Consider the following 16802-nt stretch of genomic DNA (forward strand, 5'->3'; position numbering starts at 1 on the left):
CACCATGAAGGATCTGCAAGGCATCACCGTTCTCGTGCTGGGCTTGGGCGCCTCCGGCCTGGCCATGGTGCGCTGGTGCGTGCGCTGCGGGGCCCACGTGAAGGTCTGGGATTCGCGCGAGCAGCCCCCACAGGCCGCCACGCTGCGCGACGAACTGCCCCAGGTCGAGTTGATGTCGGGCGCCCTGGGGCCTGCGCACGCCGAGGGCGTGCAACGCATCCTCAAGAGCCCGGGGCTGTCTCCCCACGACGAGCGCCTGCAGGGGCTGCTGGCCGAGGCCGCCCGGCGCGGTGTGCCGGTGCAGGGGGAGCTGGACCTGTTTGCCCAGGCGCTGGCTGACTTGAAGGCCGAACGGCGTTACGCACCCCAGGTGGTGGCCATCACCGGCACCAACGGCAAGACCACCACCACGGCCATGACCACCTTGCTGATCGAGCGCACCGGGCGCCGCGTGGCCACGGCGGGCAACATCGGTCCGACGATGCTCGACACCCTCGGCGCGGCCCTGGACCGGGAACCCGAGGCGGCCCCCGCAGATGCGACGCTTCCTTGCACCGAGACCGTCGAGGCGACGCTCCCCCCGACCGAAGCGACGCTGGTGGACGATGACGCCGAGGCGGTCGAAGCCATCCATGAGGCCGAGCGCCACATCGAGGAGACCCTGGAAGCCGTTGCGGCCCTCGGCGGCGAGGACGAGCCGGCCATCAGGATCGTGCCACCCCCACCGCCACCCCCGGTGTTCGAGCATCTGCCGGATGTGTGGGTGCTGGAACTGTCCAGCTTCCAGCTGGACGGTGTGTCGGGATTCGAACCCAGCGCCGCCACGGTGCTCAACCTCAGCCAGGATCACCTCGACTGGCACGGCAGCATGGAGGCCTATGCCGCGGCTAAGGCCTGCATCTTCGGGCGTGAGGCGGTGATGGTGATCAACCGCAACGATCCCCTGGTGGAAGCGATGGTGCCGGCCCCTCAGACTGTGGGCAAGGGGCGCTCGGCGAAAGTGATCGAACGCCAGGTGGTGCGCTTCGGCCTGGATGCCCCCACCCGCCCCGGCGACTACGGGCTGGTGGTCGAAGGCGGCATGGCCTGGCTGGTGCGGGCGATGGAAGCCGACGAGACCCTGAAGACCGCGCGCCGCCGCAAGGATGACGACGCCGACGAAGAGCTGCACATCCAGCGCCTCATGCCGGCCGATGCCCTCCGTGTGCGCGGTCGCCACAACGCGGCCAACGCCCTGGCGGCGCTGGCCCTGGCCACCGCCATCGGTTGCCCGCTCGCGCCCATGTTGCATGGCCTGCGCGACTACGCCGGCGAGCCGCACCGTGTGCAACACGTGGCCACCGTGGGCGGCGTGGACTATGTGGACGACAGCAAGGGCACCAACGTGGGTGCCACCGTGGCCGCTCTGAATGGCCTTGGTGCCGACCGCATGGGCCGTCGCCTGCTCGTGATCCTGGGCGGTGACGGCAAGGGGCAGGACTTCAGCCCGCTCCACGAGCCCGTGGCGCGGCATGCGCGCTTTGTGGCCCTGATCGGCCGGGATGCGGCCGCCATTGAATCCGTGCTGGCGGGCACCGGCGTCACCCACGCTCGCTTCGACAGTCTGGAAGCGGCTGTGCGGGGCTGTGCCGAGCGGGCCGAGTCGGGCGACGTCGTGCTGATGAGCCCGGCCTGTGCCAGTCTGGACATGTTCCGCAACTACGGACATCGCGCCGAGGTCTTCATCGCTTCGGTGCATGCCCTGGCCGAAGAACGCGGGGAGCTGGCATGAGCACCACCTCACGTGCTGCCAGTGGGTGGGAGGCTTTCAAGGCACGCCTGGGTGCGCTGCGGCCCGCGTCCGGCAAGAAGGGCCAAGACGTGCCGGTGCGCGACTGGGTGTCCACCGGCCAGCCCACGCGCCTGCAGGGCTTCGACCAGGCCCTGGTGTGGGTGGTGGTGGCCCTGCTGGCCTTGGGCTTGGTGATGGTCTATTCGGCCTCGGTGGCCCTGCCGGATAACCCGCGCTTTGCCCGCTACGAGCCCACGCACTTCCTGGTGCGTCACGCGCTGTCGATCGGGCTGGCCTTCATCGCCTGCCTGGTGGTGCTGCAGATTCCCATGCAAGTCTGGGAGAAGCACGCACCGTGGCTCTTCGTGGGGGCCCTGGTTCTGCTCGTTGCGGTGCTGCTGCCCTTCATCGGCAAAGGCGTGAACGGCGCGCGTCGCTGGATTCCGCTGGGCTTTCTGAACTTCCAGCCGTCCGAACTGGCCAAACTGGCGATCGCCATGTATGCCGCCGGCTACATGGTGCGAAAGATGGATGTGAAGGAGCGCTTCTTCCAGGCGGTGGCCCCCATGGCTGCTGCGCTTGTGTTGGTGGGGCTGCTGCTGCTGGCACAGCCCGACATGGGCGCCTTCATGGTGATCGCTGCGATCGCGATGGGGGTTCTTTTCCTGGGGGGGGTGAACGGCCGCATGTTCTTCCTGATGGCCGCCCTGGTCGTGGGCGCCTTCGTGCTGATGGTCAGCCTGAGCGAATGGCGGCGCGAGCGGATCTTCGCCTACCTCGACCCCTGGAACGAGGCGCACAGCCTGGGGCGTGCCTATCAGCTCACTCACTCGCTCATTGCCTTTGGTCGCGGCGAGATTTTCGGCCAGGGACTGGGCTCCAGCGTCGAGAAGCTGCACTACCTTCCCGAGGCCCACACCGACTTCCTGCTGGCCGTCATCGGCGAGGAACTGGGCTTCATCGGCGTGGCGGCGGTGATCTTCGCCTTCTTCTGGCTCACGCGCCGCATCTTCCACATCGGCCGCCAGGCCATCGCACTGGACCGTGTGTTCTCGGGCCTGCTGGCTCAGGGTGTGGGCATCTGGGTGGGTGGCCAGGCCTTCATCAACATGGGCGTGAACCTGGGCGTGCTGCCGACCAAGGGCCTGACGCTGCCGCTGTTGAGCTATGGCGGCTCGGCCATCCTGATGAACTGCATCGCCATTGCCGTGGTGCTGCGCATCGACATGGAAAACCGGCAGCTCATGAGGGGAGGGAGGGCATGACCCATCACCTCGTCATCATGGCGGCCGGCACCGGCGGACACATCATCCCGGGCCTCGCCGTGGCCCAGGAAATGCAGCGTCGCGGCTGGAGTGTGAGCTGGCTGGGCACCACCACGGGCATGGAAAACCGCCTGGTGCCGGCGGCCGGCATCGCGCTGGACACCATTGGCTTCTCGGGCCTGCGTGGCAAGGGTCTGTGGCACAGCCTCACTGGCGGCCTTCGCCTGCTGGCGGCCTTCGTGTCGTGCTGGCGCATCCTGGGTGAGCGCCGGGCCGATGCCGTGCTGGGCATGGGCGGCTATGTGTGCTTTCCTGGCGGGTTGATGGCGGCCGCGCGCTTCAAGCCGCTGGTGCTGGTGAACGCGGACGCCTCGATGCTGATGAGCAACCGTGCGCTGCTCCCGGTGGCCGATGCCGTGGCCTTCGGCTTCGATGGGGCCGCCGCCACGAAGACGAAGCAGGCCGTCGTCACGGGCAACCCCGTCCGTGAAGAAATCGAAGCCCTCCCCGGACCCGACGAGCGCTTCGCTGGCCGCGAAGGCCCGCTGCGCGTGCTCGTGGTGGGCGGCAGCCTGGGCGCTCGTGTGCTCAACGAAACCCTGCCCAAGGCGCTGGCACGCATCCCGGTCGGCGAGCGCCCGCACGTGGTGCATCAGACGGGCGCGCTCAACCGCGACGCCGTGAAGGCGCTCTACCAGGCCGAGGGTCTGGATCCCGAACACGATGTCGAGGTCCTGCCCTTCATCGACGACATGGCCCGCCGGCTGGCCGAGTGTGACGTCATCGTCTGCCGTGCCGGTGCAGTCACCGTGAGCGAGCTGTGCGCTGCTGGTGTGGCCAGCGTGCTGGTGCCGCTGCTGGTGAGTACCACCTCGCACCAGCGCGACAATGCCCTCTACATGGCCCAGCACGGCGCAGCCTTGCATCTGCCGCAGGCCGAGCTCACGCCCGAGCGCCTGGCCGAGACCCTGCGCGGACTGGACCGCGACACCCTCAAAACCATGGCTCAAAAGGCCCGCACGCTGGCCCGCCCGCGGGCGGCCGCCAAGGTGGCGGACGAGATCGAGAAACTGGTGAACTCCCACCAAGGAGGCGCGCGATGAAGCACGCCGTCAAACACATCCACTTCGTGGGCATCGGCGGTGCCGGCATGAGCGGCATCGCCGAGGTGCTGTTCAACCTGGGCTACACCGTTTCGGGCTCTGACCAGAGCGACGGCGCAACGGTGCGCCGCCTGGCAGCCCTGGGCCTGAAGGTGACCATCGGCCACGAGGCCGAGAACATCGCCGGGGCCGATGCCATCGTCACCTCCACCGCCGTGCGCGGTGACAACCCCGAGGTGATTGCCGCCCGCGCCCGCCGGGTGCCGGTGGTGCCGCGCGCCGTGATGCTGGCCGAGCTGATGCGCCTGAAGCAAGGTATCGCGATTGCGGGCACGCACGGCAAGACCACCACCACCAGCCTGGTGGCCAGCGCGCTCGGCGAAGCCGGCGTCGACCCGACCTTCGTCATCGGCGGACGGCTGAACAGCGCCGGTGCCAACTCGCGCTTGGGCACGGGCGAGTACATCGTGGTCGAGGCAGACGAATCCGATGCCTCCTTCCTGAACCTCATGCCCATCGTCTCGGTCGTCACCAACATCGACGCTGATCACATGGAGACTTACGGGCACGACTACGCAAAGCTCAAGTCGGCCTTTGTCGATTTCCTGCACCGCATGCCCTTCTACGGCGCGGCCATCCTGTGTGCCGACGACCCCGGCGTGCGTTCGATCATCCCAATGATCTCGCGGCCGGTGGTCACCTACGGCTTCGGTGCCGACGTGCAGGTGCGTGCCGTCAACGTGCGTACCCAAGGCAGTCAGATGCACTTCACCTGCCAGCGCCGCAATGGCGTGGCCATGCCTGATCTCGAGGTCACGCTCAACCTGCCGGGCGAGCACAACGTGCTCAACGCCTTGGCCGTGATCGGCGTGTGCACCGAGCTCGAGCTGCCTGACGGCCCGGTGCTCAAGGCCCTGGCCGAGTTCAAGGGGGTGGGTCGGCGTTTCCAGCGCTACGGCGACCTGCCGGCCTCGGGGGGCGGCCACTTCACGCTGATCGACGACTACGGCCATCATCCGGTGGAGATGGCCGCCACGCTGGCGGCTGCACGCGGCGCCTTCCCCGGCCGCCGCCTGGTACTGGCCTTCCAGCCACACCGCTACACCCGCACGCGCGACTGCTTCGAGGACTTCGTGAAAGTCATCGGCCAGGGGGCCGACGTGGTGCTGCTGACCGAGGTCTATGCCGCAGGCGAATCGCCCATCGTGGCCGCCGACGGCCGCTCGCTGGCACGGGCGCTGCGTGTGGCGGGAAAGCTCGATCCGGTTTTTGTCGATGAGATCGGTGAACTGGCCCAGGCCATCATCGACCACGCACGTGACCGCGATGTCGTCATCACCATGGGTGCGGGCAGCATCGGCGGGGTGCCCGCCCGGGTGCTGGAGTTGTTGAAGGAATCTGCATGAAGTTCGACCTGTCTTCCATCGATGTGAAGGCGCTGGGCAAGGTGGCCGTGCTGATGGGCGGACTGTCGGCCGAGCGCGAGGTGTCGCTGATGTCCGGATCGGGGGTGCTGCAGGCCCTGCAATCGCAGGGCGTGGACGCTCATGCCTTCGATCCGGCTGAACGCGAGCTGTCGGAGCTCAAGCGAGAGGGGTTCGCGCGCTGCTTCATCGCCCTGCACGGACGCTTCGGCGAGGACGGCACGGTGCAAGGGGCACTGGAACTGCTGCGCATTCCCTACACCGGCTCGGGCGTGATGGCCTCCAGCATGGCCATGGACAAGATCATGACCAAGCGCGTGTGGCGCTTCGAGGGGCTGCCCACCCCCGACTGGCGCATGGTGAACAGCGCCGAGGAAACCCGCGCCGCCCTGCAGGCCCTGGGGGCGCCGATGATCGTGAAGCCCTCGCGCGAGGGCTCCACCATCGGCCTGACCAAGGTGGTCAGCGTCGAGCAGTGCGACGCGGCCTACGCCCTGGCGGCGAAATACGACCCCGAGGTGCTGTGCGAGGAGTTCATCGCCGGCGACGAGACCACCTGCCCGGTGCTGGGCGAGGGCGCGTCGGCCCGGGCCCTGCCGGTGATCCGCATCGTCGCGCCCGAGGGCAACTACGACTACCAGAACAAGTACTTCACCGACACCACGCAGTACCACTGCCCGAGCGGCCTGCCGGAAGCCGAAGAGCGGGAGATCCAGCGCATCGTCGTGCAGGCCTATCGCACCCTGGGTTGCCGCGGCTGGGGCCGTGCCGACGTGATGATCCGCGCGAGCGATCGCCGACCTTTCCTGCTGGAGATCAACACCTCTCCCGGCATGACCGGCCATTCGCTGGTGCCCATGTCGGCGCGCGCTGCGGGCCTGTCCTATGAGCAGCTGTGCCTGTGGCTGGTGTCTCAGGCGTCGCTGGAACACAGCGTGCAGGGCTGAACGACGATGAACGCCCCTCTCGACATCCGCCTCATGAACGCGACCGCGGCCGTGCTGTGTGCACTGGCCGTGCTCGCCTTCCTGTGGGCGGCGGCGAGCTGGGTGGTGCGCTGGCCGGTGTTCTCGATCCGTGCCATCCGCATCGATGGAGACGTGGCCCGCAATTCAGCCGCCACGATCCGCGCGAATGCGCTGCCGCGCCTGAGCGGCAACCTCTTCACGCTCGATCTGCCGAGCAGTCAGCAGGCGTTCCAGGCCGTGCCCTGGGTGCGTCAGGCGGTGGTGCGGCGGGTGTGGCCCAACCGCCTGGCCGTGACCCTGGAAGAGCATGTGCCGGTGGCCTACTGGCGGGGAGCCAAGGGCGAGGACCGCATCGTCAATAGTTTCGGTGAGGTGTTCGAGGCCAATCTGGGCGATGTCGAGGACGAGAACCTGCCCGTGCTGTCGGGCCCCGAGGGCAGTTCGGCCCAGGTGCTGGCCCTTTACCGGGAGGCCTCGCCGGTGCTGGCCCGCCTGGGCGGCGCGGTCACGGTGCTGAGCCTGTCCGAGCGCGGGCACTGGCGCGCCGAGCTGGACAATGGCGCCCGCATCGAACTCGGCCGCGGGGAAGCCGCCGAGGTGCTGGCCCGCATCGATCGCCTGGTGGCCACCATCGGCCAGGTCACCGCGCGTTACCCCGGACCGCTGGAATCGGCCGACCTGCGACACCGCGACGGCTATGCGGTGCGCATCCGCGGTGTGACCACCCAGACGGCCCCGGCTACAAGGAACTGAGGACTTTCATGGCCAAGGAATACAAGGATCTCGTCGTCGGCCTGGACATCGGCACCGCCAAGGTGATGGCGGTGGTGGCGGAGGTGCTGCCCAGCGGCGAACTGCGTGTGGCAGGGTTGGGCGTGGCCCCCTCGCATGGGCTCAAGCGTGGCGTGGTGGTCAACATCGACGCCACCGTGCAGTCCATCCAGCAGGCCCTGAAAGAGGCCGAGATGATGGCCGACTGCAAGATCACGCGGGTCTACACCGGCATCACCGGCAGCCACATCCGTGGGCAGAACAGCACGGGCATGGTGATCGTGCGCGACAAGGAGGTCACACCCATCGACGTGGCGCGCGTGGTCGAGACGGCCAAGGCGATCAACATCCCCAACGACCAGAAGCTGCTGCTCGTCGAGCCTCAGGAGTTCGTGATCGACGGTCACGAGGTCAAGGAGCCCATCGGCATGAGCGGTGGGCGCCTGGAGGTGAAGGTGCATATCGTCACCGGCGCGCAGAGCGCGGCGGAGAACATCATCAAGTGCGTGCGCCGTTGCGGGCTCGAAGTCGAACAGCTCGTGCTCAACCCGAGCGCGTCGGCGGCGGCGGTGCTCACCGAGGATGAAAAGGACCTGGGCGTGTGTCTGGTGGACATCGGTGCCGGCACGACGGACGTATCCATCTTCACCGACGGCTCCATCCGCCACACCGCGGTCATCCCGATCGCGGGCGACCTGATCACCAGCGACATCGCGATGGCGCTGCGCACGCCCACGAAGGACGCCGAGGAGATCAAGGTGGAGTCAGGGGTGGCCAAGCAGATGCTGGCCGACCCGGACGAGCAGGTGGAAGTGCCGGGCCTGGGCGACCGCGCGCCGCGCATGCTCAGCCGCCAGGCTCTGGCCGGCGTGATCGAGCCCCGTGTGGAAGAGATCTTCTCGCTGGTGCACCAGGTGATCCGTGAGAGCGGCTACGAGGAACTGCTGTCCTCGGGTATCGTGCTCGCCGGTGGCTCGGCGGTGATGCCCGGGATGATCGAACTGGGCGAAGACATCTTCCTCAAGCCGGTGCGCAAGGGCATCCCGACCTATTCGGGGGCCTTGCACGACATGGTGGCCAACCCGCGCTCGGCCACCGTGATGGGCTTGCTGGAGGAAGCGCGTCTGTCGCGCGTGCGCGGCCACCGGGCGGCCCAGCAGGCCGGTTCCGTGCAATCGATGTTCGGGCGGGTGAAGGACTGGTTCATCGGGAATTTCTAAGCGCGGGGGCGCAAACAGCTCCCGCATGTGTTTCTTGTGTGATGGCAACTGCAACGACGAAGGAGGTTCATCATGGCTATCGAGATGATTGAAGAGTTCAACCTGGGCACGCAGATCAAGGTGATCGGTGTCGGTGGCGGCGGTGGCAACGCGGTCGAGCACATGATGGCTCAGGGGGTGCAGGGCGTGGAGTTCATCTGCGCCAACACCGATGCCCAGGCGCTCAACCGTTCGGCGGCGCACAAGCTCATTCAGCTTGGCACCACGGGCCTGGGTGCCGGGTCCAAGCCGGAGGCTGGCAAGGCTGCGGCCGAGGAAGCCGTGGACCGCATCCGCGAAGCCGTGGACGGCGCCCACATGCTCTTCATCACCGCTGGCATGGGCGGCGGCACGGGCACGGGTGCCGCGCCGGTGATCGCCCGCGTGGCCAAGGAAATGGGCATCCTGACCGTGGGCGTGGTCACCAAGCCCTTCGAGTTCGAAGGCAACCGCCGCATGAAGCAGGCCGACGCGGGGCTGGCCGAGCTGGAGGCCAATGTCGATTCGCTGATCGTGGTGCTCAACGAGAAGCTGCTGGAGGTGCTGGGCGATGACATCACCCAGGAAGAGGCCTTCTGCCAGGCCAACGACGTGCTGAAGAACGCCGTGGGCGGCATCAGCGACATCATCCACATCCCGGGCCTGGTGAACGTCGACTTCGAAGACGTGAAGACCGTGATGAGCGAGCCCGGCAAGGCCATGATGGGCACGGCCGTGGCGTCCGGCCCCGACCGCGCCACCAAGGCCGCCGAGGCGGCCGTGGCCTGCCCGCTGCTGGAAGGCATCGACCTGTCCGGCGCGCGCGGCGTGCTGGTGCTGATCGCCGCCGGCAAGAGCACCTTCAAGCTGAGCGAGTCGCGCAACGCGATGAACACCATCCGCCGCTATGCCGCTGAGGACGCCCACGTGATCTATGGCACCGCCTACGACGAAAGCCTGGGCGACCAGCTGCGCGTCACCGTGATCGCCACCGGACTGTCGCCCCAGGCGCGCCGCCAGCAGGCTCCCATCAGCGTCGTGCACTCGCAGCCGGCCCTGCGCACCGGTACCGACAACATCCCGGTGCTGAACACGGCCGTGCACGCCCCGGCGCAGGCGCCCCAGGCGCATGACTACGCCAGCCTGAACACCCCGAGCGTGTGGCGTTCGGGTCGTACCCAGGCGGCGGCCAAGGTCGATGCGCTGGCCAGCAACGGGATGGATGAGATCGAGATCCCGGCCTTCCTGCGCAAGCAGGCCGACTGAATCTTCTCCCGGGAACGCCGTCTCGGTCAGGCTATCGAAGCGATAGCCTGTGCCGGGCTGCCTCCGCTCCCATTGGAAGTGCAAGGTCTATAGGCATTGCCTAAAATGAGGGCATCATGCTTCAACAACGCACCCTGAAGTCGCTGACCCGCGCGGTCGGCGTCGGGCTGCACAGCGGTCAGCGCGTGGAACTCACGCTGCGCCCTGCGGCACCTGACACCGGCATCGTGTTTCGGCGCGTCGACCTGCCCGTGCCGGTCGAGATCCCCGTGTCGGCCACCGCCATCACCGACACGCGGCTGAACTCGACCCTCTCGGCCGGCGGCGACCCCGGCGCGCCGGGGGTGCACACGGTGGAGCACCTGATGTCCGCGTGTTCGGGCCTGGGTATCGACAATCTCTACATCGATATCACGGCCGAGGAAGTTCCGATCCTGGACGGCTCTGCCGCCTCCTTCGTCTATCTCCTGCAGAGCGCCGGGATCGAACTCCAGCGCGCGCCCAAGCGCTTCCTGCGCATCGTCAAGCCTGTCGAAGTGCGTGAGGGGGAGGGTCGCAGCCTCAAGTGGGCGCGGCTCGACCCGTTTCACGGTTTCAAGCTCACCTTCGAGATCGCCTTCGACCATCCGGCCGTCAACCAGACCGGCCAGCGCGTCGAGTTCGACTTCGCCAGCGGCCGCTACAGCCGTGACATCGCCCGCGCCCGCACCTTCGGTTTCACCAAGGACGTCGAAATGATGCGCTCGCGCGGGCTGAGCCTGGGCGGCAGCATGGACAACGCCATCGTGGTCGACGACTACCGTGTGCTCAATGCCGAAGGCCTTCGCTACGACGACGAGTTCGTCAAGCACAAGATCCTCGATGCCATCGGCGACCTCTACGTCATCGGCAAACCGATGCTGGCCGCCTACAGCGCCTACAAGTCGGGCCATGCCCTGAACAACAAGCTGCTGCGCGCCGTGCTGGCCGACGCCAGCCAGTACGAGATCGTCACCTTCGAGGACGAACGCCAGGCGCCGCAAGGCTTCGCGCAACTCGCGCCGGCCTGGTGAGCACCTGATCCGATGCTTGTCTTTCGCCTTGCGATCCTGCTGCTGCTCGTGGCAGCCATCGTCTGCTTTGGCGTCTACCTGGTGCGCAACGACCGGCGCTATCTTGCGCTGGGTGTGGCCATCACCAAGTGGACCCTCGTGGCGGCGCTGGGCTTTTTTGCCGTACTGATGGCCGACATGATCTTGTCGCCCCGTCAATAACTGCGCCCACCTTTGAGCTGTGCGTGCGTGCGCCGCCTGAGTGTGCCCCCGGCTTTGGCCACGGCCGCGAAGGAAGTCGCAGCATGCGCGTGGCAGATCGCCAGGCCCAGGGCGTCAGCGGCGTCCTTGCCGGGCTCCCCGGGCAGTTGCAGCAGCCGTGCCACCATGGCCTGGATCTGTTCCTTGCGGGCCAGGCCATGGCCGGTGATGGCCTTCTTCATTTGCAGCGCGGTGTATTCGTGCACGGAAAGGTCGCAACTCACGAGCGCGGCGAGCGCGGCGCCGCGGGCCTGGCCCAGCAGCAGCGTGGACTGCGGGTTGACGTTCACGAAGACGATCTCCACCGAAGCGACGGTGGGCTGGTAGCGTTCCACCACCTCGCGAATGCCCTCGTAGAGGATCTTCAGACGCGTCGGCAGATCGCCCTGGTCGGCCGCCTTGGTCTTGATGGTTCCGCTAGCCACGTAGTGCAGCCGCGGGCCTTCCACGTCCACCACGCCGAAACCCGTGGTCTGCAGGCCGGGGTCGATGCCGAGCACCCTCATAGCTGCAGCTCGAAGTACCAGCGCACCGAATGGAAGAACACCGGGGCGGCGAAGCTCAGGGCGGCAATGCGGTCGAGCAGGCCGACGGCACCGGTCACCATGTGGCCCTCCGCGTGCCAGGCCGACTGCACGCCGGCGTCGCGCTTGAGGGCCTTCATCACGAAGTGACCGAACATGCCGGCGGCACACGCGATGAAGCTCATCCCGAAGGCCTGGCCGGCCTTGAAGGGGGTGATCCAGTAGAGCAGGGCGCCGCACAGGCTGCCGACCAGCACGCCGGCACCTGCGGCGCCCCAGGAGAATGAGGTGCTGATGGCCGGTGCCACGGCGGGCAGCTGGCGGTGCCGCGCCACGTAGGCCTGCACCAGCATGCAGGTCTGCACCACGAAGACGAGCAGGAAGAGCAGGAAGGCGCCGCGCTGCGCATAGCCCGGGAAGTCGAGCAGCAGCAGCGCGGGGGCGTGGCTCAGGCCGTAGACGCAGACCATGATGCCCCACTGGATCTTCGCATTGCGCTCGAGGAAGCGCTCGGGATCGTTGGCCAGAGCACTGATCACGGGGATCGCGAAGAAGACGTAGACCGGCACGAACACGGAGAAAAGGTCGAACTGCCGTGTGCCCACGAGGTAGTACTGCAGCGGCAGGACGATGAAGAAGGCCAGGATGAGGCTGCGGTGGTCACCGCGGCGTGTGTGGCTCAGGGTGATGAACTCGCGCAGGGCGTAGAAGGACAGCAGCCCGAAGAGCAGCATCGAGACGAAGGCACCGGCGATCCAGGCGAACCAGAACACCGACACCCACACCCAGGAGTCGCGCAGCACACGCTTGAAGCGTTCGACCCGGCCCAGCTGGTGCTCCGTCTCGGCCTTGAGGCTCATCACCGTGGCCAGCATCGAAGCCAGGGCCAGCAGGCCGAAGACGATGAAAAAGAGCAGGCCAATCTGCTCGCTGGCCGTCCAGCCGCGCAAGGTCTTGAAGATGTTCATGCGCCGGCCCTCCCGGGCTTGCGCAAGGCCATGACGGCGGCGCGGGCACGTTCAAGGAAGGCGCGCTTGTCCTCGCCAGGGTTCAGCTGCATCGGCGCGCCGAACGTCACCGAACACAGGATGGGTACGGGCACGACCTCCCCCTTGGGCATCACGCGCTGGACGTTGTCGATCCAGCACGGAATGAGCGGCACCTCGGGGAACTGCTCGGCCAGGTGATACAGACCCGACTTGAAAGGCTGAGGGTCGCCGAGGTTGCTGCGGGTGCCTTCCGGGAAGATCACCAGCGAGTCGCCGTGCTTCAGAGCATCGACCAGCGGTTCCAGCGGATCCTGGTCGTCGGTGCGTGTGCGGTTCACATAGACGGCGTTGAACACCTCGCGCGTGATCCAGTGCTTGAGCTTGCCGGAGGTCCAGTAGTCCTTGGCCGCGATCGGGCGGGTCTGCGATCGAAGCTCGCGCGGCAACGCGCACCAGATCAGCACCCAGTCGAGGTGGCTCTGGTGGTTGGCGAAGTAGATGCGCTGCTCGGCCTTGGGCACACAGCCCAGCCAGTGGCCCTGCGCGCCGGTGATCAGGCGGGCCAGGGCCGACAGCAGCAGACCGGTGGCGTCGGCAAGCGTCATGAGCCGCGCGCCGATGCTCAGTGTCGGAAGTGCCGCACGCCCGTCAGGACCATCGCGATGCCCCGCTCGTCGGCGGCGGCGATGACCTCGTCATCCCGCACGCTGCCACCCGGCTGGATCACGCAGGTGGCGCCGGCGTCGCAGACCACGTCCAGGCCGTCGCGGAAGGGGAAGAAGGCGTCGCTGGCGACGGCTGAACCCTGCAGTGTGAGCCCGGCGTTGCCAGCCTTGATCGAGGCGATGCGGGCCGAGTCGATGCGGCTCATCTGACCAGCGCCCACGCCCAGGGTCATGCCGCCACCGCAGAAGACGATGGCGTTCGACTTGACGTACTTGGCCACGCGCCAGGCGAACAGCAGGTCGGCCAGCTGCTCGGGCGAGGGTTGCTTCTTCGTGACGACTTTCAGCTCGTCGAGGCGTACCTCGCGGTTGTCGGCCGTCTGCAGCAGCAGCCCGGAGCCCACGCGCTTGGCGTCCATGAGGTTGCGACCCTGGTCCCAGGCGGTGGGGCCCCCAGGGGGCAGGGCGATTTCAAGCAGCCGGAGGTTGGCCTTGGCAGCGAAGATCGCGCGAGCCTCGTCCGAGAAGCCCGGGGCGATCAGCACCTCGACGAATTGTTTCGCCACGAGCTGGGCCGCGGCGCCGTCCACGGCCCGGTTGAAGGCGATGATGCCGCCGAAGGCCGAGGTGGGGTCGGTCTTGAAAGCCTTGGCATAGGCTTCGGCCGCGTCGGCGCCCAGGGCCACGCCGCAGGGGTTGGCGTGCTTGACGATCACGCAGGCGGGCGTCTCGAAGGACTTGACGCATTCCCAGGCGGCGTCTGCATCGGCGATGTTGTTGTACGAGAGCTCCTTGCCCTGCAGCTGGCGTGCGGTGACCAGGGATCCTGGGGCCGGGTAGAGGTCGCGATAGAAGGCGGCCTGCTGGTGAGGGTTCTCGCCGTAGCGCAGGTCCTGCACCTTCACGAAGCGCCCATTGCTCTGGCCGGGGAAGAGGCTGCGGGTGCCGTCGGCCTGCAGCGAGGACAGGTAGTCGCTGATCGCGCCGTCGTAGTCGGCGATGCGGTTGAAGGCGGCCACGGCGAGCTTGAAGCGCGTGTCGGCGCTCGTCGTGCCGTTGCGCTTCAATTCCTCGATGACGCCGGCGTACTGGCTCGCGTCGGTGAGCACGGCAACGTCCTTCCAGTTCTTCGCGGCCGAGCGCACCATCGCGGGCCCGCCGATGTCGATGTTCTCGATCGCCTCTTCCAGCGTGCAGCCGGGCTTGGCGACGGTGGCCTCGAACGGGTACAGGTTCACGACCAGCAGGTCGATGGTGCCGATGCCGTGTTCTTTCAGGGCGGCCATGTGCTCGGGCACGTCGCGGCGCGCCAGCAGGCCGCCGTGCACACGCGGATGCAGGGTCTTCACGCGGCCGTCGAGCATCTCCGGGAAGCCGGTGAGTTCAGCCATCTCCGTGACAGGCAAGCCTGCCTCGGCCAGCAGCTTGGCCGTGCCGCCGGTGGAGACGAGCCGGATCTTGAGCGCGGCCAGTTCGCGCGCGAGTTCGAGGATGCCGGTCTTGTCAGAGACCGAGAGCAGGGCGGTGAGTTGCGGATTCGACATGGGTGGGCCTTGGTCTTACTTGATCAGTTTGTGCTCGACGAGCTTGCGTCGCAGCGTGTTGCGGTTGATGCCCAGCCACTCGGCCGCGCGCGATTGATTGCCTTCGGCATGCTGCATCACCACTTCCAGCAGAGGTTTCTCGACCACGGAGATGATCATCTCGTGCATCGAGTGGGGCTCTTCGCCCCGAAGGTCCTTGAAATAGGACTCCAGGCTGGCGCGGATGCATTCTTCGATCTGCTTCTTGCTCATGCGACCTCGGGTTCGGGCTGCTCGACCTGCGCCGCTGGTGCGTCAGGCAGATGCACATGGCGCTGCGACAGGGCTTCAAAGTAGTCGTTCAGGGCGGAGAGCTGCGCATCGCTGCTCTCCAGGGTGTTGATGTGCTGGCGCAGGGCCTCGCCGCCGGGCAGGCCGCGCACGTACCAGCCGATGTGCTTGCGGGCGGTGCGCACGCCGCTCCACTCGCCGTAGAGGCTGTAGTGGTCATGCAGGTGTTCGACGAGCCAGCCATGCACTTGCGCCACCAGCGGCGGCGCCCGGTGGGTGCCGGTGGACAGGAAATGCTCGATCTCGCGGAAGATCCAGGGGCGCCCCTGGGCGGCGCGGCCGATCATCAGGGCGTCGGCACCAGTGGCGCGCAGGACGGCCAGGGCCTTTTCAGGCGAGTCGATGTCGCCGTTGGCCACCACCGGCACCTTCACGGCAGCCTTCACCGCCGCAATCGTGTCGTATTCCGCCTGGCCCTTGTAGCCCTGCTCCCGCGTGCGGCCGTGCACGGTGAGCAGGGCCACGCCAGCCTGCTCGGCCGCACGGGCCAGGCGGACCGCGTTCTTGTGCTGCTGGCACCAACCGGTGCGCATCTTCAAGGTCACCGGCACGCCGTGGGGCTGGCAGGCCGCCACCACGGCTTCCACGATGGACAGGGCCAGCGCTTCGTCCTGCATCAGCGCGGAGCCGGCCCACTTGTTGCACACCTTCTTGGCCGGACAGCCCATGTTGATGTCGATGATCTGCGCGCCGCGGTCGATGTTGTAGGCCGCCGCTTCGGCCATCATCTCGGGCTCGGTGCCGGCGATCTGCACCGCGATGGGCTCGACTTCCCCATCATGGTTGGCCCGGCGCGAGGTCTTGAGACTGTTCCACAGTTCCTTGCGCGAGGTCACCATCTCGCTGACCGCATAGCCGGCTCCCAGCCGCTTGCACAGCTGCCGGAAGGGGCGGTCCGTCACCCCGGCCATGGGCGCGACGAAGAGCGAGTTGGGTAACTCGTGGGGGCCGATGCGCATGGGGAGGGGATGGTGGAAGCTGCTGAAAAAGGAGGCAGAGTATAGCCTTGCCACCTTTCAGGAAATGAAACAGACGGCACCCGGTCTTGCTGCGGCGCACACCGATAATCGCGGGCGATGGAAGCTTGGCTCTACTCGCTGCTCAATGCCCTGGCCCTGCCGGAGTTCGGCCTGAGCACGGTTTTTGTGGTGGCCTTCATGTCGGCCACCTTTTTGCCCATGGGCTCCGAGCCCGCCGTGTTCGGTCTGATCAAGCTCAATGCCTCGCTGTTCTGGCCCGCGATTCTCGTGGCCACCGTGGGCAACACCCTGGGTGGTGCCGTGACCTGGTGGATGGGCTACGGCGCGCACAAAGCCTACGACCGGATCACCCACAAGGAACACCCTGTGAAGGCGAGGGCCCTGGTCTGGCTGCGTGATTTCGGGCCGAAGGCCTGCCTCATGTCGTGGCTGCCCGTGATCGGTGATCCCTTGTGTGGCGTCGCGGGTTGGCTGAAATTGCCCTTCTGGCCCTGTGTGCTCTACATGGCGATCGGGAAGTTCCTGCGCTATCTGTTGATGACCACAGCGCTGCTGTGGCTCTTCCCCGGCATGGTGGACCTGCCTCGCTAGGGCCTGTTAACACATCCGCAGTCCATCAGCGACGAGAACGAAGGTGATGAAGCCGAGGAACATGATGTCGAGCTTTTCGAA

17 protein-coding genes are annotated in these 16802 nt (G+C 67.1%); 11 read left to right on the plus strand and 6 right to left on the minus strand.

Annotated elements, in window-relative coordinates; genetic code table 11:
* The first annotated feature begins 4 nt into the window (after positions 1-4).
* The 10 genes from murD to C1704_RS01620 all read left to right on the plus strand — a co-directional run bounded on the left by murD (position 5) and on the right by C1704_RS01620 (position 11059).
* Complete coding sequence (gene murD, locus C1704_RS01575) at positions 5-1771, plus strand: UDP-N-acetylmuramoyl-L-alanine--D-glutamate ligase (protein ID WP_104300283.1); 1767 nt, start codon at positions 5-7, stop codon at positions 1769-1771.
* Entirely contained in the window at positions 1768-3036 is a 1269-nt protein-coding gene (ftsW, locus tag C1704_RS01580) for a putative lipid II flippase FtsW (protein WP_104300285.1), read from the plus strand. The genes murD and ftsW overlap by 4 nt, the downstream gene beginning before the upstream one ends.
* Positions 3033-4139, plus strand: coding sequence for an undecaprenyldiphospho-muramoylpentapeptide beta-N-acetylglucosaminyltransferase (murG, locus tag C1704_RS01585; RefSeq protein ID WP_104300287.1), 1107 nt, complete (start codon positions 3033-3035; stop codon positions 4137-4139). The genes ftsW and murG overlap by 4 nt, the downstream gene beginning before the upstream one ends.
* Complete coding sequence (murC, locus tag C1704_RS01590) at positions 4136-5545, plus strand: UDP-N-acetylmuramate--L-alanine ligase (RefSeq protein WP_104300289.1); 1410 nt, start codon at positions 4136-4138, stop codon at positions 5543-5545. The genes murG and murC overlap by 4 nt, the downstream gene beginning before the upstream one ends.
* Complete coding sequence (locus C1704_RS01595) at positions 5542-6510, plus strand: D-alanine--D-alanine ligase (RefSeq protein ID WP_104300291.1); 969 nt, start codon at positions 5542-5544, stop codon at positions 6508-6510. The genes murC and C1704_RS01595 overlap by 4 nt, the downstream gene beginning before the upstream one ends.
* A 6-nt stretch (positions 6511-6516) precedes the next feature.
* On the plus strand, positions 6517-7284 hold the full coding sequence (locus C1704_RS01600; RefSeq protein ID WP_104300293.1) for a cell division protein FtsQ/DivIB: 768 nt from the start codon (positions 6517-6519) through the stop codon (positions 7282-7284).
* Positions 7285-7292: 8 nt separating this feature from the next.
* On the plus strand, positions 7293-8522 hold the full coding sequence (gene ftsA / locus C1704_RS01605) for a cell division protein FtsA (RefSeq protein ID WP_104300295.1): 1230 nt from the start codon (positions 7293-7295) through the stop codon (positions 8520-8522).
* A gap of 72 nt (positions 8523-8594) precedes the next feature.
* Positions 8595-9806: a cell division protein FtsZ gene (ftsZ, locus tag C1704_RS01610; RefSeq protein WP_104300297.1), complete on the plus strand. Its 1212-nt coding sequence runs from the start codon at positions 8595-8597 to the stop codon at positions 9804-9806.
* Between the two features lie 116 nt (positions 9807-9922).
* Entirely contained in the window at positions 9923-10858 is a 936-nt protein-coding gene (gene lpxC, locus C1704_RS01615) for a UDP-3-O-acyl-N-acetylglucosamine deacetylase (RefSeq protein ID WP_104300299.1), read from the plus strand.
* A 12-nt stretch (positions 10859-10870) separates the two neighbouring features.
* Positions 10871-11059, plus strand: a complete 189-nt coding sequence (locus C1704_RS01620; RefSeq protein ID WP_104300301.1) for a hypothetical protein — start codon at positions 10871-10873, stop codon at positions 11057-11059.
* Here the strand turns inward: C1704_RS01620 and ruvC are convergent.
* Genes ruvC through dusB form a run of 6 tightly spaced genes read right to left on the minus strand, consistent with a single transcriptional unit; the run spans position 11053 to position 16109 of the window.
* Positions 11053-11604, minus strand: a complete 552-nt coding sequence (gene ruvC / locus C1704_RS01625; RefSeq protein WP_104300303.1) for a crossover junction endodeoxyribonuclease RuvC — start codon at positions 11602-11604, stop codon at positions 11053-11055. The two genes, C1704_RS01620 and ruvC, sit on opposite strands and share 7 nt — an antisense overlap.
* On the minus strand, positions 11601-12590 hold the full coding sequence (locus tag C1704_RS01630; RefSeq protein WP_104300305.1) for a phosphatidate cytidylyltransferase: 990 nt from the start codon (positions 12588-12590) through the stop codon (positions 11601-11603). The genes ruvC and C1704_RS01630 overlap by 4 nt, the downstream gene beginning before the upstream one ends.
* Complete coding sequence (locus C1704_RS01635) at positions 12587-13216, minus strand: lysophospholipid acyltransferase family protein (protein ID WP_104300307.1); 630 nt, start codon at positions 13214-13216, stop codon at positions 12587-12589. The genes C1704_RS01630 and C1704_RS01635 overlap by 4 nt, the downstream gene beginning before the upstream one ends.
* A gap of 17 nt (positions 13217-13233) precedes the next feature.
* Positions 13234-14820 carry a bifunctional phosphoribosylaminoimidazolecarboxamide formyltransferase/IMP cyclohydrolase gene (gene purH / locus C1704_RS01640; protein ID WP_104300309.1) on the minus strand — a complete coding sequence of 529 codons (1587 nt, stop codon included), beginning with the start codon at positions 14818-14820 and terminating at the stop codon, positions 13234-13236.
* Between the two features lie 15 nt (positions 14821-14835).
* Positions 14836-15072, minus strand: a complete 237-nt coding sequence (locus C1704_RS01645) for a Fis family transcriptional regulator (protein WP_104300311.1) — start codon at positions 15070-15072, stop codon at positions 14836-14838.
* Positions 15069-16109: a tRNA dihydrouridine synthase DusB gene (gene dusB / locus C1704_RS01650; RefSeq protein WP_104300313.1), complete on the minus strand. Its 1041-nt coding sequence runs from the start codon at positions 16107-16109 to the stop codon at positions 15069-15071. Before dusB ends, C1704_RS01645 begins: the two co-directional genes overlap by 4 nt.
* 117 nt (positions 16110-16226) lie before the next feature.
* On the opposite strand from dusB, the gene C1704_RS01655 reads away from it, so the two are divergent.
* Positions 16227-16721: a YqaA family protein gene (locus C1704_RS01655; protein WP_104300315.1), complete on the plus strand. Its 495-nt coding sequence runs from the start codon at positions 16227-16229 to the stop codon at positions 16719-16721.
* Positions 16722-16802 lie beyond the last annotated feature (81 nt).

Origin of the sequence: Caldimonas caldifontis (assembly GCF_002930615.1) — a bacterium.
GTDB classification, from domain to species: Bacteria; Pseudomonadota; Gammaproteobacteria; order Burkholderiales; family Burkholderiaceae_C; genus Caldimonas; species Caldimonas caldifontis.

Bases quoted from the DNA above. Each gene is read 5' to 3' on its own strand.
- murD (WP_104300283.1), top strand. From the start codon at position 5: ATGAAGGATCTGCAAGGCATCACCGTTCTCGTGCTGGGCTTGGGCGCC.
- ftsW (WP_104300285.1), top strand. From the start codon at position 1,768: ATGAGCACCACCTCACGTGCTGCCAGTGGGTGGGAGGCTTTCAAGGCA.
- murG (WP_104300287.1), top strand. From the start codon at position 3,033: ATGACCCATCACCTCGTCATCATGGCGGCCGGCACCGGCGGACACATC.
- murC (WP_104300289.1), top strand. From the start codon at position 4,136: ATGAAGCACGCCGTCAAACACATCCACTTCGTGGGCATCGGCGGTGCC.
- C1704_RS01595 (WP_104300291.1), top strand. From the start codon at position 5,542: ATGAAGTTCGACCTGTCTTCCATCGATGTGAAGGCGCTGGGCAAGGTG.
- C1704_RS01600 (WP_104300293.1), top strand. From the start codon at position 6,517: ATGAACGCCCCTCTCGACATCCGCCTCATGAACGCGACCGCGGCCGTG.
- ftsA (WP_104300295.1), top strand. From the start codon at position 7,293: ATGGCCAAGGAATACAAGGATCTCGTCGTCGGCCTGGACATCGGCACC.
- ftsZ (WP_104300297.1), top strand. From the start codon at position 8,595: ATGGCTATCGAGATGATTGAAGAGTTCAACCTGGGCACGCAGATCAAG.
- lpxC (WP_104300299.1), top strand. From the start codon at position 9,923: ATGCTTCAACAACGCACCCTGAAGTCGCTGACCCGCGCGGTCGGCGTC.
- C1704_RS01620 (WP_104300301.1), top strand. From the start codon at position 10,871: ATGCTTGTCTTTCGCCTTGCGATCCTGCTGCTGCTCGTGGCAGCCATC.
- ruvC (WP_104300303.1), bottom strand. From the start codon at position 11,604: ATGAGGGTGCTCGGCATCGACCCCGGCCTGCAGACCACGGGTTTCGGC.
- C1704_RS01630 (WP_104300305.1), bottom strand. From the start codon at position 12,590: ATGAACATCTTCAAGACCTTGCGCGGCTGGACGGCCAGCGAGCAGATT.
- C1704_RS01635 (WP_104300307.1), bottom strand. From the start codon at position 13,216: ATGACGCTTGCCGACGCCACCGGTCTGCTGCTGTCGGCCCTGGCCCGC.
- purH (WP_104300309.1), bottom strand. From the start codon at position 14,820: ATGTCGAATCCGCAACTCACCGCCCTGCTCTCGGTCTCTGACAAGACC.
- C1704_RS01645 (WP_104300311.1), bottom strand. From the start codon at position 15,072: ATGAGCAAGAAGCAGATCGAAGAATGCATCCGCGCCAGCCTGGAGTCC.
- dusB (WP_104300313.1), bottom strand. From the start codon at position 16,109: ATGCGCATCGGCCCCCACGAGTTACCCAACTCGCTCTTCGTCGCGCCC.
- C1704_RS01655 (WP_104300315.1), top strand. From the start codon at position 16,227: ATGGAAGCTTGGCTCTACTCGCTGCTCAATGCCCTGGCCCTGCCGGAG.